At 71.3% G+C, this 19,830-nt stretch carries 18 protein-coding genes; 7 read left to right on the forward strand and 11 right to left on the reverse strand.

All coding sequences use genetic code 11. From position 1 onward, the window contains the following. Window positions 1-88: 88 nt before the first annotated feature. Window positions 89-709 carry a LysE family translocator gene (locus O2L52_RS22380; protein ID WP_270118350.1) on the reverse strand — a complete coding sequence of 207 codons (621 nt, stop codon included), beginning with the start codon at window positions 707-709 and terminating at the stop codon, window positions 89-91. 165 nt (window positions 710-874) lie between these two features. Beyond that, a complete protein-coding gene (locus tag O2L52_RS22385; protein WP_270118351.1) occupies window positions 875-1,579 on the reverse strand; it encodes a YqeB family protein in 705 nt (234 codons plus the stop codon). 291 nt (window positions 1,580-1,870) lie between these two features. Between O2L52_RS22385 and O2L52_RS22390 the strand changes: the two genes are divergently transcribed. Next, window positions 1,871-2,347 (forward strand): hypothetical protein, encoded by a 477-nt coding sequence (locus O2L52_RS22390; protein WP_270118353.1) that lies wholly within the window; start codon window positions 1,871-1,873, stop codon window positions 2,345-2,347. Window positions 2,348-2,374: 27 nt separating this feature from the next. Here the strand turns inward: O2L52_RS22390 and O2L52_RS22395 are convergent, their stop codons facing one another. Together O2L52_RS22395 and O2L52_RS22400 are read right to left on the reverse strand one after the other, a co-directional pair. Further along, the gene (locus O2L52_RS22395; RefSeq protein WP_270118354.1) at window positions 2,375-3,511 is read right to left on the reverse strand and encodes a PrsW family intramembrane metalloprotease; all 1,137 of its coding nucleotides are present in this window, start codon (window positions 3,509-3,511) and stop codon (window positions 2,375-2,377) included. Next, window positions 3,508-4,104 (reverse strand): hypothetical protein, encoded by a 597-nt coding sequence (locus O2L52_RS22400; protein WP_270118355.1) that lies wholly within the window; start codon window positions 4,102-4,104, stop codon window positions 3,508-3,510. Before O2L52_RS22400 ends, O2L52_RS22395 begins: the two co-directional genes overlap by 4 nt. A 155-nt stretch (window positions 4,105-4,259) precedes the next feature. Here O2L52_RS22400 and O2L52_RS22405 point away from each other — a divergent pair, with 155 nt between their 5' ends. Together O2L52_RS22405 and O2L52_RS22410 are read left to right on the forward strand one after the other, a co-directional pair. After that, window positions 4,260-5,510, forward strand: a complete 1,251-nt coding sequence (locus O2L52_RS22405) for a low temperature requirement protein A (protein WP_270118356.1) — start codon at window positions 4,260-4,262, stop codon at window positions 5,508-5,510. Window positions 5,511-5,747: 237 nt separating this feature from the next. Beyond that, entirely contained in the window at window positions 5,748-6,506 is a 759-nt protein-coding gene (locus O2L52_RS22410) for a VOC family protein (protein ID WP_270118357.1), read from the forward strand. Window positions 6,507-6,563: 57 nt separating this feature from the next. Here O2L52_RS22410 and O2L52_RS22415 read toward each other — a convergent pair whose 3' ends face one another. After that, window positions 6,564-6,986, reverse strand: a complete 423-nt coding sequence (locus O2L52_RS22415; protein ID WP_270118359.1) for a DUF6069 family protein — start codon at window positions 6,984-6,986, stop codon at window positions 6,564-6,566. A 152-nt stretch (window positions 6,987-7,138) separates the two neighbouring features. Between O2L52_RS22415 and O2L52_RS22420 the strand changes: the two genes are divergently transcribed. Beyond that, complete coding sequence (locus O2L52_RS22420) at window positions 7,139-8,107, forward strand: AraC family transcriptional regulator (protein WP_270118360.1); 969 nt, start codon at window positions 7,139-7,141, stop codon at window positions 8,105-8,107. A 158-nt stretch (window positions 8,108-8,265) separates the two neighbouring features. On the opposite strand, the gene O2L52_RS22425 is transcribed toward O2L52_RS22420, so the two are convergent. Both O2L52_RS22425 and O2L52_RS22430 read right to left on the reverse strand, forming a co-directional pair. Beyond that, window positions 8,266-9,675, reverse strand: coding sequence for a hypothetical protein (locus O2L52_RS22425; RefSeq protein WP_270118362.1), 1,410 nt, complete (start codon window positions 9,673-9,675; stop codon window positions 8,266-8,268). Between the two features lie 28 nt (window positions 9,676-9,703). Continuing rightward, the gene (locus O2L52_RS22430; RefSeq protein WP_270118364.1) at window positions 9,704-10,369 is read right to left on the reverse strand and encodes a hypothetical protein; all 666 of its coding nucleotides are present in this window, start codon (window positions 10,367-10,369) and stop codon (window positions 9,704-9,706) included. 211 nt (window positions 10,370-10,580) lie between these two features. Here O2L52_RS22430 and O2L52_RS22435 point away from each other — a divergent pair, with 211 nt between their 5' ends. Continuing rightward, complete coding sequence (locus O2L52_RS22435) at window positions 10,581-11,486, forward strand: FG-GAP repeat domain-containing protein (RefSeq protein ID WP_270118365.1); 906 nt, start codon at window positions 10,581-10,583, stop codon at window positions 11,484-11,486. 82 nt (window positions 11,487-11,568) lie between these two features. On the opposite strand, the gene O2L52_RS22440 is transcribed toward O2L52_RS22435, so the two are convergent. The 4 genes from O2L52_RS22440 to O2L52_RS22455 all read right to left on the reverse strand — a co-directional run bounded on the left by O2L52_RS22440 (window position 11,569) and on the right by O2L52_RS22455 (window position 18,132). Beyond that, the gene (locus O2L52_RS22440; protein ID WP_270118366.1) at window positions 11,569-13,092 is read right to left on the reverse strand and encodes a glycosyltransferase; all 1,524 of its coding nucleotides are present in this window, start codon (window positions 13,090-13,092) and stop codon (window positions 11,569-11,571) included. After that, window positions 13,089-14,654 carry a glycosyltransferase gene (locus O2L52_RS22445; RefSeq protein ID WP_270118367.1) on the reverse strand — a complete coding sequence of 522 codons (1,566 nt, stop codon included), beginning with the start codon at window positions 14,652-14,654 and terminating at the stop codon, window positions 13,089-13,091. Before O2L52_RS22445 ends, O2L52_RS22440 begins: the two co-directional genes overlap by 4 nt. A 57-nt stretch (window positions 14,655-14,711) precedes the next feature. Then, the gene (locus tag O2L52_RS22450) at window positions 14,712-16,766 is read right to left on the reverse strand and encodes a glycosyltransferase family A protein (protein WP_270118368.1); all 2,055 of its coding nucleotides are present in this window, start codon (window positions 16,764-16,766) and stop codon (window positions 14,712-14,714) included. Between the two features lie 118 nt (window positions 16,767-16,884). After that, window positions 16,885-18,132, reverse strand: a complete 1,248-nt coding sequence (locus O2L52_RS22455; protein ID WP_270118369.1) for an MFS transporter — start codon at window positions 18,130-18,132, stop codon at window positions 16,885-16,887. A 396-nt stretch (window positions 18,133-18,528) separates the two neighbouring features. Between O2L52_RS22455 and O2L52_RS22460 the strand changes: the two genes are divergently transcribed. Both O2L52_RS22460 and O2L52_RS22465 read left to right on the forward strand, forming a co-directional pair. Then, the gene (locus O2L52_RS22460) at window positions 18,529-19,452 is read left to right on the forward strand and encodes a cation diffusion facilitator family transporter (RefSeq protein ID WP_270118370.1); all 924 of its coding nucleotides are present in this window, start codon (window positions 18,529-18,531) and stop codon (window positions 19,450-19,452) included. Between the two features lie 9 nt (window positions 19,453-19,461). Next, window positions 19,462-19,737 carry a Smr/MutS family protein gene (locus O2L52_RS22465; RefSeq protein ID WP_270118371.1) on the forward strand — a complete coding sequence of 92 codons (276 nt, stop codon included), beginning with the start codon at window positions 19,462-19,464 and terminating at the stop codon, window positions 19,735-19,737. Window positions 19,738-19,830 lie beyond the last annotated feature (93 nt).

Genomic DNA, 19,830 nt, shown 5'->3' on the forward strand with positions numbered 1-19,830 from the left:
CGCCGCGCTGCTATCTCACCTCATCGCCCGCACCCCCCGCCGCGCGGGGCCGCCCGCTCGGCGCGTGAGGAACCGTGCCCTCACCGGTTCAGTTGGCGGCGACGCGCAGGCCGAGGGCGACCATCACGGTGCCGGTGACGCCGTTGAGCCAGGCGCGCACGCGCGGGCGTTCGAGGACGGTGCGGAGTAGGCCGATCAGGTTCGCGAGTCCGATGTAGAAGAGTCCGCAGACGGTCATGCCGACGGCCGCGAGCTCGCCGATGAGCACCGGCTGCGAGCCGCCGCCGACGAGGAACTGCGGCATGAGCGCGGTGAACAGGACGACGGCTTTCGGGTTGAGCAGGTTGCACATCAGGCCGGAGCGGAACGCGGCCCAGTGGCGCATGGGCCGGTCGAGTTCGATCTCGGCGGCGGGCCGGCGCCGCTCTTTGATCGCGGTGCGGATCGACCGGATTCCCAGGTAGACGAGGTACGCGGCGCCTGCCAGTTTGACGGCGGTGAACGCGAGCGCGGAGGCGGCGAGGAGTGCGGCGAGGCCGATCGAGGTGGCGACGACCCACACGCTGATGCCGAGGCCGATCCCGACGGCGGTCCACATCCCGCTCGCGCGTCCCGAGAGCACGGTGTTGCGCACGACCATCGCGAAGTCGGGTCCGGGGACGACGGCGGCGAGCAGGATCGCCAGTCCGAAGAGCAGCGGCGCGGTCATGGGCTCCCCCTTTGGTGCGGTGTTCGCACCCATCCTCCGCGCGGGAAGGCAGGGACGCATCCGCACGGTGACGGGGTTCGGCGACCGGGTTCTAGGGCCCGTCCGACAACACGGCGAGCGGGTGATTGGGCCGGATAGCGACCGGTCTGATCCGCAGGGCAGGCCCTAGGCCGGGTCGGCGAGGCGCCAGTACTGCTTCTTGTCCTTGTCGTGGACGACGACGCCGAGGGCGGCGAGTTCGTCGAGGAGTTCGGCGAGGTCGCCGCCGTTGGACTTCTCGAGGGCGTGCTGGCGGGCCTTGAGCACGGCGTTCGCGCCCTGCGGGAGGCCGTCGGCGCCCGGGACCCAGCGCTTGAACTCGGCGGCGTACGGATCACCGCCGGGCAGCCAGCCGTAGCCGTGCGCGCGGAGGGCGGCGGCGAGCCGGTCGCGGTCGAGGTCGAATTCGACGTTGGCGAGTTCTTGGCGGCGGTGGCCGAGCACGACGATGCGCTTGTCCTGCACGAAGACGCCGCTGACGTCGGCGCGGTCGAGGTCGCGGTGGTAGTCGCCGCGTTTGAGGGCGATCCGGTCGCGGCCGACGGTGATCGTGAGCATCTCGTGGAGGGCGAAGAGGGCGAGCACGATGCCGAGGAGGAGCCCGGCGGCGAGGGCGACGACGATCCGGAGCGTGTCGGACAGGTCGGTGAACAGCTCGAAGAGGCCTTGGAAGGGGAACCACCGGAGTCCGACGATCCATTCGACGATGAAGGTGAGTCCCCAGCCGAGAGCGGCGCCGGCGAGCGGGAGGCCGATGAGGAAGGCCGGTCCGACCCAGGGTGCGTCGGCGACGGTGGTGGTCTCGCCGGTGCGGGCGTTGTCGGTGGACATGCGGGCGCCTTTCGGTCGGATGCGAACCACTTCACTGTATGAGGTCGCTTCTGACCTGCGCAAACGATGCGGCGAGATCGAGCCCAAGGGATGAGCCACCGGGCGGCATCCGATACCGAAGACGCCGGCGGGCCGTCTCGGGCGATACGAAAGTATCGGAGACCCGACAGTGCAGCGATAGCGCAAACGGGAGAAACTGCCGCAAACGGGATTCAGCTCGGCTAGCGTCCGGTTTGTTCGATCCGGAACGCGGCCATGGAAGTGCGCCGCACGCGAGAAAGGCCCGGACCCATGCCGCACCGCCGACCTGCAACGCTCGCCGCCGCCGCGGCGCTCCTGCTCTGCACCGCCGCTTCCGCCACGACCGCCGCAGCGACACAGAACTATGTGGACATCGTTCTGACGGAAGGCGACAGCCGCTGCACGGCCGAACGCGTCAAGGTCGTCGCCGCGCCTCCCGGCTCGGTCGCGATCCACGGGAAAGCGGTCGGCTTCGACTGCAGCGGCAGCACTCGGTTCGCATTCGCGGGCGACGCCGTGTTCGCCTTCGACGACGCGAACGGCACCGCCACGGCGGAAGACGTGCGGATCGCCGCCACCAAAATCGGCGTGACCTGCACGTACGAGGCCTCCCGCGTGACGCTGAAACGGGACGGCGCGAGCAGGGAGTACCGCGGCGGCCCGATCAGGGCCGGGAAGGCCGGCGGTTCGTTCCTGTGCCCGGATGCGGTGAACCTCGACTCGGCCGAGGTCGTCTTCCACCGGTAGCCTTCGCGCCCAATGCGAAAGGATGCATTACGGCACCGGCATCGGCCGGTTCACCAGCGTGCCTTCACGAGCCGCCGCGACCGCGTCCCGCCACGGCTGCGCCGCCGCCGGGTCGCGCCGCTCCGGTATGCGCTCCTCGAGCAGGTCCAACTCCAACTGCTGCAAGCGTTCCTGCGCGACCCGCACGGCACCGAAGCTGCGCAGGTACCGCCGCCGCGAGCGCCGCCGCGACAGGCTCGCGGCCTCCACCGGCACGAGGCTCCCCAGCCGCACCTCCTCGGCGGCGACCTCGGCCCAGCGGGCCCGGAAACCGCGACGCACCACTATGTACACGACCACGAGGACCGCGAAGTTCACCAGCGGCCGGGCCAGCGCGCCGGCGAGCCCGCCGCCGAGCAGCGGGCTGTCGAACAGCCAGTGCATGCCCATCGCGAGCGCCACGCACCCCGCCGCGACCCAGGCCCGGAAGGCAGTGGACCGGCTCGACGCGCTCACGAGGTACCCGATCCCGGCGCCCGCGACCGCGCTCATCGTCCAATGGGACCCGATGCCGGTGACCAGGATGCGCACCCACAGCACCTGGCCGGTCGCCCCGGTCGGGTCCACCCCGCCCGCCATGCCGATCGCGTTGAGGCCGTATGTGAAGTTCTCCATCAGCTGGAAGCCGAACCCGACGAGCGCGCCGTACACGAAGCCGTCGGCGGCGCTGCGCACCAGCCGCGTCGAGACGCACGCCAGGAGTACGACGCCCGCGGTCTTGACCGCCTCCTCGTTGAGCGGCGCGGTCAGGGCCGCCGCCCACTCGCCCGCGGCCTCCAGGCCCAAGACCTTCGACCAGGCCGAGAGCAGCACGCCGTTCATCACCAGCGCGAGCCCGCACGCGCCGAACGCGCCCCACATGAGCGCCAGCCAGGTCCCCGACCACGGCGGGGCCTGCACGGGCCGCAGGAACCGCCGGGCCAGCCACAGGGCGACGGCCAGGCCCATCGCGAGCACGAGGAGGTTGAGCACGGTGCTGCCGAGGAACGCCGCCGCGACCGGCAGGAAGTCGCTCTGGAGGGTCCACGCTCCGAAGGCGGACAACGCGATAAGGACCCAGAAACCCACCGTGCGAACGTCGACGTTGACCGGGCGCGGCACGGCCGTGTGGGTGTAGACGGTCATGACGCCGCCTCGATCGCGATCGAGTCGACGAGTTCGGCGGCGGCGGCCCGCTCGTCGTCGCCGGTGTTCGCCGGGGCGAGGACCTGCACCTCCACGGCGGTCGCGCCGTCCGCGTCGGGCAGGACGTACGCCTGCCCGGTGCGGTCGCCGACCTGCAGGTCCCCCTGCATCCCGGTCGTACCGGCGGCGTTCTCGTACTCGGCCGGGCCCTCGAGCCGGACCTCGACGCCTTGGCGGCGTTGGAGTCCCAGGAGCCGGTCCAGGCCGTCCCACATCTCGCCCGGCGAGGCCGCCGCGGGGAAGGTCACTGTGGACAGCTGCACCACGGTGTCGCCGTGGACGAGTACGAGGCGCGAGTTGACGTCGCTGGACGCGCTGTCGAGGACCCAGCCGTCGCCGACCTGCACTGAGGCCCGCTCCTCAGGCCCGAACGTGATCACCGTGCCGGAGGCGACCGTCACCCCGTCGGGCTGCGACTTCGCGAAGACGGCCTCGGCGGCGAGCAGCACGATCAGCACCCCCACCACGGCGAGCGGCACCCGGATCCGGCGCCTGCCGTACACCGCGTTCCCCGCGGACCCCATGTCGTTCATGTGTTGCAACATAGCCAGAAACCGGTCGCTCTAACCTGGGAATTCGCTCACGCTGCGAATAATGTGAACACTCCGATCCGCGGTGCACCGCGCCGCCGCGGCCGACCGCGGTGGCGGCCCGCCTCCGGGCACCGGCCGGTGGGAGGATGTTGCGCATGTCGACACTGGCGCAGGGTCCGAGGGACCACCGTTTCCGCCGCATGACGGGCCGCGACCCCGAGGAGTCGCACCGCACCGCGACCCCCCTCGAACTGCTCTTCGACCTGACGCTGGTCGTGGCGTTCAGCCAGGCGGGCACGCAGATGGCGCACCTGCTCGAACTCGGGCACTACGGGCCCGCGATCGGCGCGTTCTCGTTCTCGGTGTTCGCCATCTGCTGGGCGTGGATCAACTACTCGTGGCAGGCGTCGGCGTTCGACAACGACGACGTGTTCTTCCGCGTCGCCACCATGGTCCAGATGCTCGGCGTGCTCATCCTCGCCCTCGGGCTGCCGCAGATGTTCCACTCGATCGACGAGGGCGCCCACGTCGACAACAGCGTCGTCGTCGCCGGGTACGTGGTCATGCGCGTGGCCGCTATCGCGCTGTGGCTGCGCGTCGCCCGGCACGACCCCTCGCAGCGCCGCAACGCCCTCACCTACGCCCTCCTCATGGCGATCGCGCAGGTCGGCTGGATCGTCCAGATCTTCACCGACCCGCCGCTGGGCACGACCGTGGTGGTCGTGCTCGTCCTCGGCGTCTTCGAGATGCTGATCCCGGTCGTCGCCGAGCTGCGGGGCGGCCGCAGCCCGTGGCATCCGCACCACATCGCCGAACGGTACGGCCTGCTGGTGATCATCACGCTCGGCGAGATCGTGCTCGGCACGATCCTCGCCGTCTCCGCCGTGATCGAGTCGCAGGGCTGGTCGGTGGAGGCCGTGCTCGTCGCGTTCGGCGGCACCGCGCTCGCGTTCGGGCTGTGGTGGGTGTACTTCATGATGCCCTCGGCCGAGGTCCTCGCCCGGCACCGCGAACGCGGATTCGTCTGGGGCTACGGGCATCTGCTCATCTTCGGGTCGCTCGCCGCGACCGGCGCGGGCCTGCACGTGGCGGCCACGGTCATCGAGCACGTCGCCCACATCAGCGCGAGCGCCGCGATCCTGACCCTCGTCATCCCCGTCGCGATCTTCACGACCGCGCTCTTCCTGCTGTACTCGTTCCTCCTGCGCGAGTTCGACCCGTTCCACGTGCTCCTGTTCGTCGGCGCGATCCTCGCCCTCGCCGCCTCGGCCCTCGCCGTCGCGGCGGGCGCGACCGTGGGCGTCGGCATCGTGATCGCGGCCTGCTCGCCACTGGTCCTCATCGTCGGTTACGAGACCCTCGGCCACCGCCACCAGGCCGCCGCCCTCGAACGTGCCCTGGAGTGATCGTCACCCGCGCGGATACGTGAGCCACCGGTGGTCCGGCATGCACTGGGCCGCAAGGGAAGCGAGTGCTGCGGTCGACCGATGCGGCCCCGCCCGGCGCGCACCAGGCGGTTCGCGGCCGACAGGGCGATCTGCCGGGCGGGCAACGCGTTCCGGGACCGTTCCCGTTGCAGGACCGGCTTTTCCCGATCGGCGGAAACAGGCGTGAGCGGCGCTCGCCCTCTCTAGACTGCGGGGATGGCGATTCGATGGACTACCGCGTTCTGGGACTATCCGGCCGAGGGCTTCGAGGACGGCATCGCGTTCTGGCTCAAGGTGACCGACTCGGACCTGTCCGAGCGGCGCGGCCCCGGCGGCGCGTTCGCGACCCTCCTGCCGAAGGCGGGCGACCCGTGCCTGCGGGTGCAGCGCATCGGGGAGGGCAAGGGCGGCAGCCACCTCGACCTGCACGTCGACGACGTCCGCGTCGAAGCGGAGCGCGCGATCGGACTCGGCGCGACCGTGGTCGGCGGCGAACCCGGACTCGTGGTCCTGCACTCCCCCGGCGGCTTCGCGTTCTGCCTCGTCGAACACCACGGCGAGACGGCCGTCCCGCCCCCGCTGGACTGGCCCGGCGGGCAGCGCAGCCGGGTCGACCAGCTCTGCATCGACATCCCGCCGCAGGCCTTCGACCACGAGCTCGCATTCTGGCACACCTTCACCGGCTGGCCCCTCACCAGCACCGATACTCGGGAGTTCCGGCGGCTCCTGCCGCCGCCGGAGCTCCCGCTCCAGTTCCTCCTGCAGCGTCTCGACCTCGCCGAGCGCGGCCAGACCGCGACCGCGCACATGGACCTGGCCTGCACCGACATGGACGCCGAGACCGAACGGCACGTGGCCCTCGGCGCCGACGAGGTGCGCCGCCACCACTGGTGGCAGGTGATGCGCGACCCCGGCGGCCTCGAGTACTGCATCACCCGCCGCGACCCGGACAAGGACCTGCACTCAATCGCCTGAGCCGCAGCGCGAACGCCTCCCGCGAGTGTCGACGGGAGGCGTTCGCCTTGCGCGGCATCAGGCCTCGGGGAGGCGCCGCCCGAGCACCGGGATGAGGATCGCGGCCACGATCACGTGGAGGATCGCGAGGAAGACCTTGGTGCCGACGCTCGCCTCGGTGAACACCACCGGGAAGAACTCGAGCGCGAACACGACGCCGGCGCCGATGCGCCACACCAGGACCGCGCGCTTGCGGGCGAAGCGGTCCAGGATCGCGCGGGCGAGCCAACCCGCCCCGCCGAAGATGACGACCGAGGCGGCGACGTTCCAGTAGGCGATCGGCACCGGGTCCTGCCCGGGCTGGCTCGCCGTGAGCTCGACGCCGGCGACATTCGCTATGCCCCAAGCGATCAGGGCGGCAACAAGGGTGGCGCCGAGGGCGAGGAGGCGGGTGCGCCAGACCGGGGTCGCGGACGTGACTCGTTCGTCTGTTGTGGACATGTGCTGACTCCAGTGCCTTGGGATTCGGGTTCGGGGGAACGCCTTCGAAGGTATGGCCCGGAGCCGGAAGCGCCCATCCGCGAGCGTCCTCGGTTCATACGCGATCGTCCTCGGACCCGCCGATCGGCGTCCGCGCTAGCTAGGGTTGCCGCATGGATGTGCTCAGCGACGTACTGGCCGTGCTGCGGACCGGCCGGCCCTTCGCCGCCCGGTTCTCGCTCACGGCACCCTTCTCCGACCAGCGCCGCAGCCACGCGAACGGGTTCGGCGTCCAGATCATGGTGCGCGGCAGCGCATTCGTGACCACCGCCGAAGGCGGGGTCGTCGAGGTCGCCGAAGGCGACGTGCTCGTAGTGCCCCGCGGCAGCTCCCACACGATCGTCTCCGACTCCCTCGGCACCCCGGCCGGGCCCGAATGCGACGGCGCCGGTCCCGCCGGGCTCATCCTCCGTACCCCGGACGACCCGGCGGCCACACACGTCATGGTCTGCCTCGCTTACGCGATGGCGCCCGGCCGCACCCACCCGCTGCTCGCCGCGCTCCCCGACTTCACGCGCATCCCCGCCGACCCGGTGGCGCGGCCCGAACTCGCGGGCGCGATCGGCATGCTCGACGGCGAACTGCGCGCCGAGCGCGGCGGCGGCGACACGCTCGTGTCCGCACTGCTCGACGCGGTCCTGATGTACCTGCTGCGGGCCCTCCTCGAAGGCAACGAGCGCCACTGCGGGTTCGACGGCTGGGCGGCGGCCCTCGCCGACCGGTCGGTCGGGGCGGCGCTCCAAGCCGTCCACGCCGAGCCGTCCCGGCAGTGGACGGTGAGCTCCCTCGGGGAGGTCGCCGGGCTCTCAAGGTCGGCGTTCTCGCGGCGGTTCACCGAACTGGTCGGCCAGCCGCCGCTGGCGTACCTGACGTTCTGGCGGCTCACCCTGGCCGCGAGGCTCCTCTCGGACACGGACGCGCCGCTGGCGACCGTGGCCCGGCAGGTCGGGTACGCCTCCGAGTTCGCGTTCGCGGCCGCGTTCAAACGCGACTTCGGCCAGCCGCCCGGGCGGTTCCGCAAGCAGGCCCCCACATGCGAGCCCGCGGTGCCCGCCTTCGACCGCGAGGCCGTCCCGGTCTGAGCCGCCCGCCTCCCCGCCTCGGCGCGCTGGGCCCGTAACGTCGCCCGCAACAGGCCCTCGGCTACCTCAGGTCGCTGGTCGACATCGTGGTGGTCCTGGCGATCGCCTTCGCGCTCGCGCTGCTGGCCGCCTGGGCCGACCGGAGGCTCGAGCGCCGCTTACGGCGATCCGTGGACCTCGGCCCCGTGGAGGAACGTCTGCTGGACGTTCCACACATCGGGGTTCAGCGCGATCCGCGCCGAGTACCACACCCGGTAGCCGGGCTTGCCGAACTCGGTGTCCGCGTACATGGTCGCCCGGTACAGGTGGTCGTGCTGGCCCGGTTTGGTCCGCGGAACGACCGACATCTGCGCGTTCGTGAAGCTCAGCGGCGTACTGCCCGTGATGAACAGCAGGTCGCCGTCACGGCCGGTGGAGCCGAGGACGGTGTCGTTCAGCAGCCCGATGTACGCGCTGCCGTCCTTCACGATCGAAAGGTGCCACGGCTCCTTGCCGCTCTGCATCGCACCGAGGTTCGCGTAGACCGGCGTCGTGGTCCAGTTCGCCTTCGCGGGGGTGGCGCCGCCGACGTAGTAGATGATCCGGTTCGGGGAGCGGACGATGTCGACCGCCCACATGACCCAGCGGCCGTTCTCGTAGAGGAACGCCGGCGACAGCGGCCTCCGCACGCTCATCGAGCTCCGCACGGCCTCCGCCGGGGCCGACCAGTTGACGCCGTCCGTCGAGGTCGAGTACTTGATCCGCTCCTGGGCCAGATCCGGGATCACCGTCCGCCAGAACACGTACATCGTGTTCCCCGGCCCCATCTGCAGGTCCGTGTCGGAGTTGTAGGGCCCCGGCAGGCCGGGCTGGTCCTCGATCGGGTTGCTCAGGCCCGCGGGCACGACCCAGTTGACGCCGTCGTTGGACGCGGCGATGTTCGGGTCCTCCCACGCGGAATTGCTTCCGGGATAGGGCGTGTGCGCCATCCAGTACGTGTAGCCGTTCCAGCCGCCGGGCACCTTCACGACGCTCGGGTGCGTGGTCTGGCCCCCCGACGGCGACGCATGCGTCGGGATCGTCCGCTTGCCGCCGTAGGGGCCCCAGACCCGGCCGGGCTGCTCCAACTCCGCGAGCTGCTCCGGCTCGAGCGGCTCGCACACGCTCAGATCGGTCGATCCATTGAGGACGAATTGCTCGCCGTCCGCCCGTTCGACTACCGCTTTCACGGCCACATGTCCGGCGTCCCCAGGGACGTATGCGCTTCCGACGAGTGATCCTTCGCCGGGAGCGGGCAGCGCGGTGCCGGTTCGGAGGGTGCCCGCGAAATCGGCCTCCTGCCAGGGGCTGGACCCGGCTCCGACCCGGATCTCGATGTCGGCCAGGGTCGAGCGCTGGGCGGGGTCGCCGTGCGCATCGGTCAGGATGAACTCGACCTCCCGGTCGCCCGCGGCCCCACAAGTGGCCGAGGCGTATTCGAGCACCGGTTCGGCCCGGCGCGGCTCGGCCTGGGAGGGCAGGCCGACCATGAGCGCGGAGAGGACGCCGGAAGCGGCCACCACGAGCCATTGGCGCGATGTAGAGCTCATTTCGGACCCTCTCCCTGGTCGGTGCGGTCTAGGCGGGATGCGTGATGGTGAGTTCGAGGCCGTTGAGCATCCCGACGGGCTCCGCCCCGGTCACGCCGCCCTCGCCTTCCCACAGCAGCACCGGGCCCGGCAGGGCGAAGGTGCGGTCGAAGGGCGGGAACACCGGTTCGTCGACCGGTTCGGTCGGCAGCAGCCGGATCGGATTGGTGTAGAGGTAGACGTGCTCGCGGGCGGTCACCATGCCCGGGACCGCATCGGCCTCGAATTCGAGGCCGGTGTCGAAGACGATCGACTCCGCCACCGGGTTGTACTCGTACTGCGTCGAGCCCTGGGTACGGATCGCGACTGAGACCCGGCCGAAGGGGCCCGCCTCGTTTGCGGTGCCGAGCACGAGGTTCGCGGTCGTCATGGCGATCTCACCCTCGTGCCTCGCGAGGTCGACCTCGCCGTGGAAGGCCCCGGTGCCGAGGGGTTCGGGCTGCCCCAGGATCTCGAACGTCGCGCCCAGGCTGGTCAGCGCGACGCGCCTGAAGTTCGGGTCCTCCGCGGCCTGCTCGGGCGAGCCCGACGGGGCCGCCGCGGTCATCGCTGCGGCGAGCAGCACGACCAGCGGTGCCATGGCGGCGACGACGGCCAGGCGGTGCTTGCGGAGCAGGACGGCGAGACCCGGCCGGGACGTCTGCTTGAGCGCCATAGTGCTCCTTCGGTGCCGAGTCGTTGTGCGGTGGGATTCGCGCGGGTCCGCGCCGATGCCTCTCCGCACCGGACACTAGGCGCTTCCCGCCCCGTACGGGTTGTTTTCCGCCGAAGACCCAGGTCAACGCCGTCTTCCTATAGTTGAATGAGGACGATCATGTTCTGCGCTCGTCGGGTGCCGACCGGGCTCTCCTGCAAAGGAAAACCTCATGGAAGACAGCTCTCGCCGCGGGCGGCCCGGCCGGGTCCTTCGCGTGGCCGCGAGCGCGGGCGTCATGTGCGCCGCGGTCCTCACCCCCGGTCCGGCGACGGCGCAGGCGCCCACCGCCGTGGCGGCCGAGCTCGTGGCCGCGGGGAACTACGACTACAACGGCGACGGCCGCGACGACATCGTCGCCCGCAGGGACGCGAACGGGAACCTGGAGGTGTGGCCGGGCGACGGCGCGGGCGGCTTCGGCCCGCGCGCCACGATCGCCCTGGGCTGGGATGTCTTCGACCTCATCGAGACCGCGGGCGACCTCGACGCCGACGGCCACGCCGACCTCATCGCCCGCCGGGCGGACAACGGCGTCCTGTACTTCTTCGCCGGTTCCGGCGCCGGCCTCGGCTCGGGCGTGCGGATCGGCTCCGACTGGGACACCATGAGCGCCGTCGTCGCCGGGCACGACTACGACGGCGACGGCAAGGCCGACATCCTCGCCACCGAGGCCGCCACCGGGACCCTGTGGCTCTACCCGGGCACCGGCACGGGCACGCACGGCCGCCGGTTCCGCATCGGGTCGGACTTCGACCAGGTGCAGGAGCTGACCGCGGTCGGGGACCTCAACGAGGACGGGCACGCCGACATCGTCGGCGTGGGCGCCGCCGACGAGTGCATGTACTTCTACGCCGGGCCGGGTAGCGAGCGGTTCGCGCCGAAGGTCAGGTTCGACTGCGGCTGGGACGTGATGGAGTCGGCGGCCGCCGTCGGCGACTTCGACGGCGACGGCCACGCGGACTGGGTCGGGCGCGAATCGGCCACCGGCCTGCTGTACCTGTTCAAGGGCAACGGCGCGGGCGGGTACGACTCGTCCCCGGTCATCGACGTCGGCTGGGGCTCGATGACGATCGCCTAGGGCCTCTGCATGCGAAGGGCCCGACAACGCGGCGAGCGGGCGAACGGGCCGGATAACGACGATCCGCAGGGCAGGCCCTAGGTCAGGCGGGCAGCGGCAGCCGGTCCATCAGGGACTTCCCGGAGAAGCGGTCGGCGAGGTGGCTCCAGGCCGCCGCCTGCTGCGCCGCGTACGCGTCCGGGTCGGCGGTCAGGCGCTCGGCGACCGCGGCGACCTCGTCCGGTTCGCAGTAGAGCGCGGCCGGGCCGAACGTGGGCGCGAACCGCCGGTCCATGATCACCGGCACGCCCGCGGCCATCGCCTCGAGCGGCGCCCTCCCGAAGGCCTCCAAGCCGTCTGCGGCGATGAAGTAGGCCATGACGTCGATCTCCGCGAGGAAGTCGCGGGCCGCCAGCGCGTTGAACGGGTGGACCGTCCAGTTCCCGGGCAGGCCGTCGAGGAGGCGCTTGGGGATCTCGGCGCCGCCGAGGACGTGGATCTCGAACGGCTCCCGGTCGGGGTAGCAGGCCAGCAGCGTCTCCCGGTCCTCGGGCCATTTCAGCTTGTGGTCGCGCGAATGCCGGCCGATGCGGATACGGCCGTCCGGGACGCGGCGCGAGTCGAGGCGCCACCGGTCGAGTTCGATGACCTCGTTCCAGGGCTCCGGCGCGAGGTCGAGGTCGAGTTCGGCGATCTCCTCGGCGTGGTGCTCGCGCAGCGCGGTGCGGACGAGCGGCCCGCCCGCGTACCAGGTGTGCGGCCCGAACCAGTCGGTGACGTTCCGTTCGACCGTGGCGAGGTCCCAGGCCTCCTCGCGTCCGCCTTCGGCGCCGTAGAACTTGAACGGCGTCTGGTTGGCGATCACGACGGTGCGCCCGGCGGTGATCCGGGGGCGCCGTTCGAGCGGGCGCATGAGTGAGACGGGCGGCCGGACGATCGCGAGCGCGCATGCCACGTCGTCGTCGAAGTCGATGAGGCGCACTGACTCCCCGTCGACGAGCTCCTCGATCCGCGGGCTGATGGGCGCGTTCGGGTTCCACTGGTAGACGGGGTGGTGCAGGAGGCCGACCTTGAGGCCGAGGTCCCGGCAGATCGCGATCTCGGCGGCGTTCGCCGAGGTGTTGCCGCCCGGCAGGCCGCAGTGCGAGATGAACACGACGTCGAAGGCCGAGCGCTTCGGCGGTGTGAGCTGTTCGCGTTCCGCTTCGAGCTGCCACGCCTCGACCGCGCGCAGGAGCGCGAGCCGGTCGGCGAAGGGGATCTTCGTCTGCGAGGCGAAGGCCCGCGCCTCTTCCACTGCGGAATAGGGGAAGCCGCCTGCGAGCGATTCGAGGATGCGGCGGGCGCGGCGGTCGTCGCCGGACTCGGTGAAGGACTGCTCGGCGCGGGTGCGGAGCAGGGCGGTCGCGGCCTGTTTGGCGGCGATGTCGCGGCGCAGGCGCTTCATGAGAACCGCGGCGCGCCAGGAGAGTCCGATGAGGACGATGAGCACGAGGCCGCCGGCGGCGAGGGCGTACTGCGGGTCGAGGAGGAACGGCAGCAGGATGGTGGAGGCCGCCACGGCGCCGGTGATGACGAGGCGGCGGCCGAGTCGGCGGAAGGTTCGCGCGGTCGCGGGCGGGTTCATCGGGCGCCTTCCAGGCTCAGCAGGTCGTCGGTTCGGATCGGTGCCGCCGTGGCCACGCCGAGCCCGTGCACCCGGTGCAGCAGGGCGTCGGGCGAGAAGCGCTCGTGCACGACGCGGCGGCCGGCCGCGGCGCGTTCGGCGTAGTGGAGGGGGTCGGCGGCGAGGCGGCGGACGTGGGCTTCGACCTCGTCGGCCTCGCAGTAGATCGCGCCGTCGCCGAAGAGCTCGGCGAAGTCGGGCGAGAGGATGCAGGGGACGCCGGCGGCCATGGCCTCGAGCGGCGCGCGCCCGAAGGCCTCCGCGAGGTTCTCGTCGATGAAGTACGCGTACACGTCGACGCCGCCGAGGAAGTCCACTGCGGACATCGTGCCGAACGGGTGGGAGGTCCAGCCTGGCGGGATCGCGCCGAGGATGCGGTGCAGCGCATCGTGTCCGCCGAGCATGTGGACCTCGATGCCCGGTGCGGCGGGGTAGGCCGCGCGGAGCCGCTTGGCCATGTTCGGGAACTTCGTGACGTGGTCGCGGCTGTGCCGGCCGATGCGGATCGGGTCGCCGGCGGCGCGGACCCGGTGCTCCTGGGGGGTCCATGCGGCGACGTCGATGGTCTCGTACCAGAAGTCGTCGGCGAGGTCGATCCCCGCCATCTCCTCGGCGTGGTGGGCGCGCAGGACGTCGCGCACGGCCGGGCCGATCGCGTACCAGGTGTGCGCGCCGAGCCATTCGGTGACGTTGCGGTGGACGTCGCGAATGCTCCACGCGGTGCCGTAGCCGCCGGTCGGCCCGTACTCCTCGAAGGGGGTCTGGTTCACCAGGAGGACCGTGCGCGCCGCTTCGATCCGCGGCCGGTCCTCCATGAGGTGCTCGAAGGCCACGGGGAACCGCACGATGGCGAGGTCGCAGTGGACGGTGTCGCCGGCGCGGACCAGGAAGACCCGCTCGTCGTCGATCAGGGCGAGGAGCTTCGGGTCGACGGGCCGGGCCATGGCCCGCTCCTTCACCGGGTGGTGGACGAGGGCGACGGTGAGCCCGGCCGAGAGGTAGGCGAGGATCTCGGCCTCGTTGGCGGAGGTCGTGCCGCCCCGCAGGTTCAATGTGGAGGCGATGGCGATGTCGACGCGCAGCGTCCGGGCGGGCCGCCGGTCCCGGACCACGGCCGCCCGGTGCCCGCACAGGGCCGCGAGCGCCTGGATCTGGGTGTCGCGGGGGCCCTTCTCGGAGTCGGCGGCGATGGCGGCCAGGCGGGCTCCGGCGGTGGCCGACCAGCCGTGGTTCAGGCGCGTCTCCCACCGTTCGAGCATGCGGCGCTTCTGCTCGGTGAGTTTGACGACGCGGGACGACTTCGCGGTGTCCGGGGCGACGGCGACGGTGCGCGTCCGGGCGAGCGAACGCTGCAGCCGCACGTAGACGGCGGCGGCGAGCAGGCACAGGACGGTCATCGCGATGCCCGCCGGGAGCCGCGGGTCGGGCGCGAGGGCGCCGAGCGCCGGGACGAGCGGCGCGGCGGCGACCGCCGCCCAGACGGGCTGGCGCACTACGGCCCTCATGATCTGGCGCAGGTGCATTGGGTCCTCGTTCTTCTCATCGGTGCGCAATGGGCAGTGCGCAGCGGGCGGTGCGGATCAGGCCGCGGTGCGGGCGAAGGTCCGCCGGATGGCCACCGCGAGCAGGGAGGCGGCCCAGACCGCGAGGCTCCCGGCCGCGACCCAGGGCAGGGACGCGGGCTGGACGGCGGCCGCGAGCAGGACTGCCATCGCGGCGGAGCCGAGGCCGGCGCCGGCGAGCAGCAGGTCGGCGCGGCGGAACGTCCGGCGCGGTGCGGTGGTGACGGCGGCGTGGTCGTCTGCGGCGGCTTCGTGTTGCGTCGCAGCAGCGATTTCGGGCTCGTTCTCGCTGGGCTGCAGGCGGATGCGGTCGGCCGCGATTTCGGGGAGCTCGAATCGGAGCAGTTCGGCGTAGGCCGCCGAGGGGACGAACACCGGTGCGTCGAGTCCCTGGTCGGGTTCGACGAAGTCGATCCCGTGCTCGGCCGCCGCCGTCAGGACGGCGCGGTCGACGAGGGCCCGGTCGCCCTTGACCTTGGTCCATTCCGGACAGTGCAGGAGCCCGACGGGCATGCCGTCGTCGGCGCGGCGGGAGGCGTCGTCGAGCATCGACCGGCGCCGGTCGTCGAGGGCGCTCCAGTCGGCGGCGTAGATGCGGCCGTATTCGATCGCGAGGTTGGCCGCCTTGGTGCGGGTGATGTCAGGGGCGATGGGGAAGGGCCGGGGCCGGGCCATCGAGGCGAGGAACGGGGAGGCCTGCTCGCGGTTGATCGCGCGGTGCCAGCGGGCGAAACCGGAGTGGTAGGCGAAGCGGCTGGTGGACATCCAGTGGCGCGAGACCTCGCCGGCCGACAAGGTGCCGTCGTTGTGGCGGACGAGGGTCAGCGGGCCTTTGTTCATGCGCCAGTAGGCCTTGCCGCCGAACGCCGTCCTGATGCGGAACCGGTACTCGGAGTCGGCGGTCTTGCGCACCTCGTCGTAGAAGCCGACCTTGCCGAGGACGGCGTCGGCGCGGATCATGATCGGGGTCGACCGGGCGGCGACGAGCGCGACCTGGGGGTCGATCATCAGCGAGAGGTCGTCGGCGACGGCGAGGCAGCGCGATTCGACCATGACCATCTGCTCGTTGGTGAGCATCGGCTTGACCTGCAGCTCCAGGCGGCGCGGGTGGGCCCAGTCGTCCGAGTCGTGGCCGGTGATGTACTTGCCGGCGGCGACGGCCATGGCGCGGTTGCGGGCCTGGTAGGTGCCGGCGTTCTCGGGCTGGATGAGGAGCTTGACGCGCGGGTCGAGCGAGGCGGCCTTCAGGAGCACGGGCTCGTACTCGGGCTCGGAGCCGTCGTCGACGAGCAGCAGCTCCCAGTTCTGCCAGGTCTGGGCGACGATCGACCGCACCGAGGTCAGCAGGGCCGCGTCGGGCCGGAAGCAGGTCATGACGACCGAGATCAGCGCGCCGCGCTCGACGGGCGGCAGCGGTGCAGTCCGCAGGCGGTCGATGCTCAGGGACGCACCGGGTTCGGGGTCCACGATCTCCGGCCACTCGGTGAACTGCTTGAAGCGCCGCATGTACGCGGCCGCGTCGCCGCCGAAGCGGGGGTGGACCTCGTTGCACCACATGCCGTCCACGGTGAAGGGGGAGACGCCGCGGTAGGACTTGAGCAGTGACTTGACCCGCCGGTGGCGTCCGTCGAGGTGCGCCGTCATCACATGCAGCTCTTGGTATTCGCGGGGCAGGGCTCCCCCGAGCCGGCGGTGGGCCAGGTCGAACAGGTCGAGGGCCCGGGCGCGCTCGTCGTCGGCCTTCGCCTTGAGCGCGATCGAGGCCGCGAGCGCGCAGACCGCTTCGAGGTTGAGCGCCGCGCGTTCCAGGCGCGGGTCCCGGCCGCGGATGCCGAGCAGCGCCCCGGGGTCCTCGGGGTGGGCGAGGCGCGCCAGCACATGCAGTGCGAGCGTTGAGTTGTGGAACTGCCCCCACTCGTGGATGTCCTTGACGCTCACGGCTCCGCCGCGGTCGAGCGCGCGCTCGACGAGCCCCTCGAGGTCGGGGGCGTGGACCGCTTGCATCGCGTCGTTCCCGGCGACGGACGGACCTTGCCTGGATCCGGGAACGGGCGGGAGGGTTCTGATGTCCATCGAACCGGTCATGGAGAGGCACATTACGTGCCGTTACGGCTACGTTCGGCCAGCTTCGCGGTGTGTTGCCGAGCGTGTTCCCGCCTCCGGACGGCGGCGGACCCTAGCGCAGGCGGCGTTACGCCTTGACCCGCTTGCGGGCCTTGACGGCGATCAGCACGACCGGGATGAGCAGGAACGCACCGATCCAGAGGACGCCGCCGGGGGCGGTCGCGTCCACGACGTAGCCGCCCGCGAAGGAGCCGACGGCGATCGACAGGTTGAACATGACCGTGTTGAGGGAGGTCGCGATCTCGACCTCGCCCGGCTCGACCGAGTTCATGTACCAGGTCTGCAGGACCGGGGAGACCAGGCCGTAGCCGATGCCCCAGAGCACGAGGACCGCCGTGGCGGAGAAGAGGTCGCCGACCGCGAACGCCATGAGCGCCATGCCGAGCGCCATCGCGACGCCGAGCGCCGCGAGGGTGCCGCGCAGGCGGGTGCCGATGAGCGAGCCCGAGGCGACCGTGGCGATGAGGGCCGCCGCGCCGAAAGCGAGGAGCAGGGCGCTGACCTGTCCGGCGGCGATGCCGTTGGCCTGGAGGATGGGGCTGATGAACGTGTAGGCGATGAAGTGGCCCGTGACGATGAAGAAGGTCAGGGCCAGGCCGATGCGCACGCCCTTGTTGGCGCGCACCAGCTTCGGCAGCGACGAGAACGAGACCGTGGTGTTCGACGGGAGCTTCGGCACGAGCAGCGCGATCGCGGTCATCGCGACGATCGCGAGCACCGCGAGGGCCCACATGGCGGCGCGCCAACCGAGGTGGTCGCCGATGAGGGTGCCGGCCGGGACGCCGAGCACGGTGGCCGCGCCGATGCCGCCGTAGACCGCGGCGGTCGCGCGCGGCACGTCGCGCTGCGGCACGAGGCGGAGGGCGATGCCGCCCGCGACGGCCCAGAACGCGCCGATCGCGAGGCCCACGAGGACGCGGGCCGCGAGGAGCAGTTCGAAGCCGGAGGCCAGCGCGGCCCCCACGTTCGCGGCGGCGACGAGCACGGCCAGGCCGATGAGCACGAGGCGGCGGTCGAGGCGGCGGGTGAAGACGATGCTCAGCGGAGCGGCCACGGCGGCGACGAGGCCGGGGACGGTGACCATGAGGCCGGCCGTGCCGGCGGAGACGCCGAGCTCGGCGCTGATCGGGGTGAGCAGGCCGACCGGGAGGACCTCGGAGGTCATGACGACGAAGACGCCGAGGGCGACTGCGGCGACGGCGAGCCACTGCTTGAGGGTGGCGCGCTCGGGCGCGGCGGTGTTCTCAGAGACAGCGGTCTCGGGAATGCCGGTCGCGGCGGTGATGGGAGTCGGGCGGTCGTCGAGGGTGGTCACGGCGGTGGGCCTTTCGCGGTTCGGTTCGGGTCAGAGTCCTGGGACTCATTCGCCGGAACCGGTCCACCACTCGGTCCGCGCTCGGTGACACGGGCTCGACTCGTACAGGGGCTGCGGGCCTCGCGAAGAGGCGTTCGGCCGGGCGGGCCCCTGTGAAGGGAGCACTGCCCTTGGCGGTGTACGAGCGTTTGCCCTGACCAGCAGCACGGTGTACCGCTGGGGCGTCGCCTGCCCCAAGGGTAGCGCCGTCGCGGGCGATTCGGAATGGTGAACTTCGTCGCACCGCCGACCTACGCGCCTGGCGGGAAGCCGTGGACTCGTCGCATCGGGAGTGGCGGGGCCATGACAGACTCCTTGCTGCGTATCACGCACCCCTACGGAAGGAAAGACGAGCAGATGTCAGCAGAAGGCGGCACCAAGGCGATCGTCGCGGCCCTATTGGCGAACACCGGGATCGCGATCAGCAAATTCGTCGCGGCGGGGATCACGGGTTCGGCGTCGATGCTGGCCGAAGGCGTCCACTCCGTGGCCGACGCGTCCAACCAGGTCCTGCTGCTCATCGGCGGCAAGGCCTCGCGCAAGGCCGCGAGCCCGGCCCACCCGTTCGGGTACGGGCGCGAGCGCTACATCTACGCGTTCATCGTCTCGATCGTCCTGTTCTCCATCGGCGGCGTGTACGCGCTGTACGAGGGCTACCACAAGTGGCACGAGCGCGGGCACGGCGGCGAGCTGGAGCTGCCGCAGGTCGCGGTCATCGTGCTGCTCGTGGCGATCGTCCTCGAGTCGTTCTCGCTGCGCACCGCCGTGAAGGAGTCGAACCACGTCCGCGGGAACCAGACCTGGACGCAGTTCATCAAGGGCTCCCGCTCGCCCGAGCTGCCCGTGATCCTCCTGGAGGACATCGGCGCGCTCGTCGGCCTCATCCTCGCCCTGATCGGCGTGGGCCTCTCGTGGATCACCGGCGACATCCTCTACGACGCCCTGGGCACCTTCAGCATCGGCGTCCTGCTCGTGCTCATCGCGATCGTCCTCGCCATCGAGATCCGCTCGATGCTCATCGGCGAGTCCGCGACCCTCGAGGACATCGCCGCCATCGAAGGCGCGATCAAGCAGGACGGCACGAGCCAGCTCATCCACCTCAAGACCCTCCACGTCGGCCCCGACGAGCTCCTCGTCGCCGCCAAGATCGGCATCGACCGCAGCGAGACCGGCGAGCAGGTCGCGGCCGAGATCGACGCGGCCGAGGCGCGCATCCGCGCGGCCGTGCCCAAGGCCAAGCTCATCTACATCGAGCCGGACATCCCGCGCACCGACGCTTAAGGTTTCCCCATGGCCAAACTGGTGCTGGACCTGCACGACATCTTCAACAAGGGCGACCAGATCGAGAAGGCGCTGCGGGAGGTGATCGACGAGGCGGTCGCGAAGAAGATCGACCTCGTGGAGATCATCCCGGGCAAGGGCTCGGGGCAGTTGAAGAAGAAGGTGCTCAGGTTCCTCGACCAGAAGGAGATCAAGGCCCTGTACCACCGGGTGGACAAGGACTCGAAGAACTTCGGTCGGCTGTTCGTTCACTTTCAGCACAAGGACAAGCGCAAGAAGCGCTAGTGACTGCTGACGGCGGCGCCGCCCCCCCCCCCGGGGCGGCGCCGCCGGCGCACGTTCGCGACTCGATCAGGATCCCGGGGCCCGCGGCCCCCG

The sequence above is a fragment of the Glycomyces algeriensis genome (assembly GCF_027622855.1).
In the GTDB taxonomy this organism is placed as follows: Bacteria; Actinomycetota; Actinomycetes; order Mycobacteriales; family Micromonosporaceae; genus Glycomyces; species Glycomyces algeriensis.

What these genes read in the sequence shown, in the direction of transcription:
- O2L52_RS22380 (WP_270118350.1), bottom strand. Translation starts at nt 709, where the DNA reads ATGACCGCGCCGCTGCTCTTCGGACTGGCGATCCTGCTCGCCGCCGTC.
- O2L52_RS22385 (WP_270118351.1), bottom strand. Translation starts at nt 1,579, where the DNA reads ATGTCCACCGACAACGCCCGCACCGGCGAGACCACCACCGTCGCCGAC.
- O2L52_RS22390 (WP_270118353.1), top strand. Translation starts at nt 1,871, where the DNA reads ATGCCGCACCGCCGACCTGCAACGCTCGCCGCCGCCGCGGCGCTCCTG.
- O2L52_RS22395 (WP_270118354.1), bottom strand. Translation starts at nt 3,511, where the DNA reads ATGACCGTCTACACCCACACGGCCGTGCCGCGCCCGGTCAACGTCGAC.
- O2L52_RS22400 (WP_270118355.1), bottom strand. Translation starts at nt 4,104, where the DNA reads ATGAACGACATGGGGTCCGCGGGGAACGCGGTGTACGGCAGGCGCCGG.
- O2L52_RS22405 (WP_270118356.1), top strand. Translation starts at nt 4,260, where the DNA reads ATGTCGACACTGGCGCAGGGTCCGAGGGACCACCGTTTCCGCCGCATG.
- O2L52_RS22410 (WP_270118357.1), top strand. Translation starts at nt 5,748, where the DNA reads ATGGCGATTCGATGGACTACCGCGTTCTGGGACTATCCGGCCGAGGGC.
- O2L52_RS22415 (WP_270118359.1), bottom strand. Translation starts at nt 6,986, where the DNA reads ATGTCCACAACAGACGAACGAGTCACGTCCGCGACCCCGGTCTGGCGC.
- O2L52_RS22420 (WP_270118360.1), top strand. Translation starts at nt 7,139, where the DNA reads ATGGATGTGCTCAGCGACGTACTGGCCGTGCTGCGGACCGGCCGGCCC.
- O2L52_RS22425 (WP_270118362.1), bottom strand. Translation starts at nt 9,675, where the DNA reads ATGAGCTCTACATCGCGCCAATGGCTCGTGGTGGCCGCTTCCGGCGTC.
- O2L52_RS22430 (WP_270118364.1), bottom strand. Translation starts at nt 10,369, where the DNA reads ATGGCGCTCAAGCAGACGTCCCGGCCGGGTCTCGCCGTCCTGCTCCGC.
- O2L52_RS22435 (WP_270118365.1), top strand. Translation starts at nt 10,581, where the DNA reads ATGGAAGACAGCTCTCGCCGCGGGCGGCCCGGCCGGGTCCTTCGCGTG.
- O2L52_RS22440 (WP_270118366.1), bottom strand. Translation starts at nt 13,092, where the DNA reads ATGAACCCGCCCGCGACCGCGCGAACCTTCCGCCGACTCGGCCGCCGC.
- O2L52_RS22445 (WP_270118367.1), bottom strand. Translation starts at nt 14,654, where the DNA reads ATGCACCTGCGCCAGATCATGAGGGCCGTAGTGCGCCAGCCCGTCTGG.
- O2L52_RS22450 (WP_270118368.1), bottom strand. Translation starts at nt 16,766, where the DNA reads ATGGACATCAGAACCCTCCCGCCCGTTCCCGGATCCAGGCAAGGTCCG.
- O2L52_RS22460 (WP_270118370.1), top strand. Translation starts at nt 18,529, where the DNA reads ATGTCAGCAGAAGGCGGCACCAAGGCGATCGTCGCGGCCCTATTGGCG.
- O2L52_RS22465 (WP_270118371.1), top strand. Translation starts at nt 19,462, where the DNA reads ATGGCCAAACTGGTGCTGGACCTGCACGACATCTTCAACAAGGGCGAC.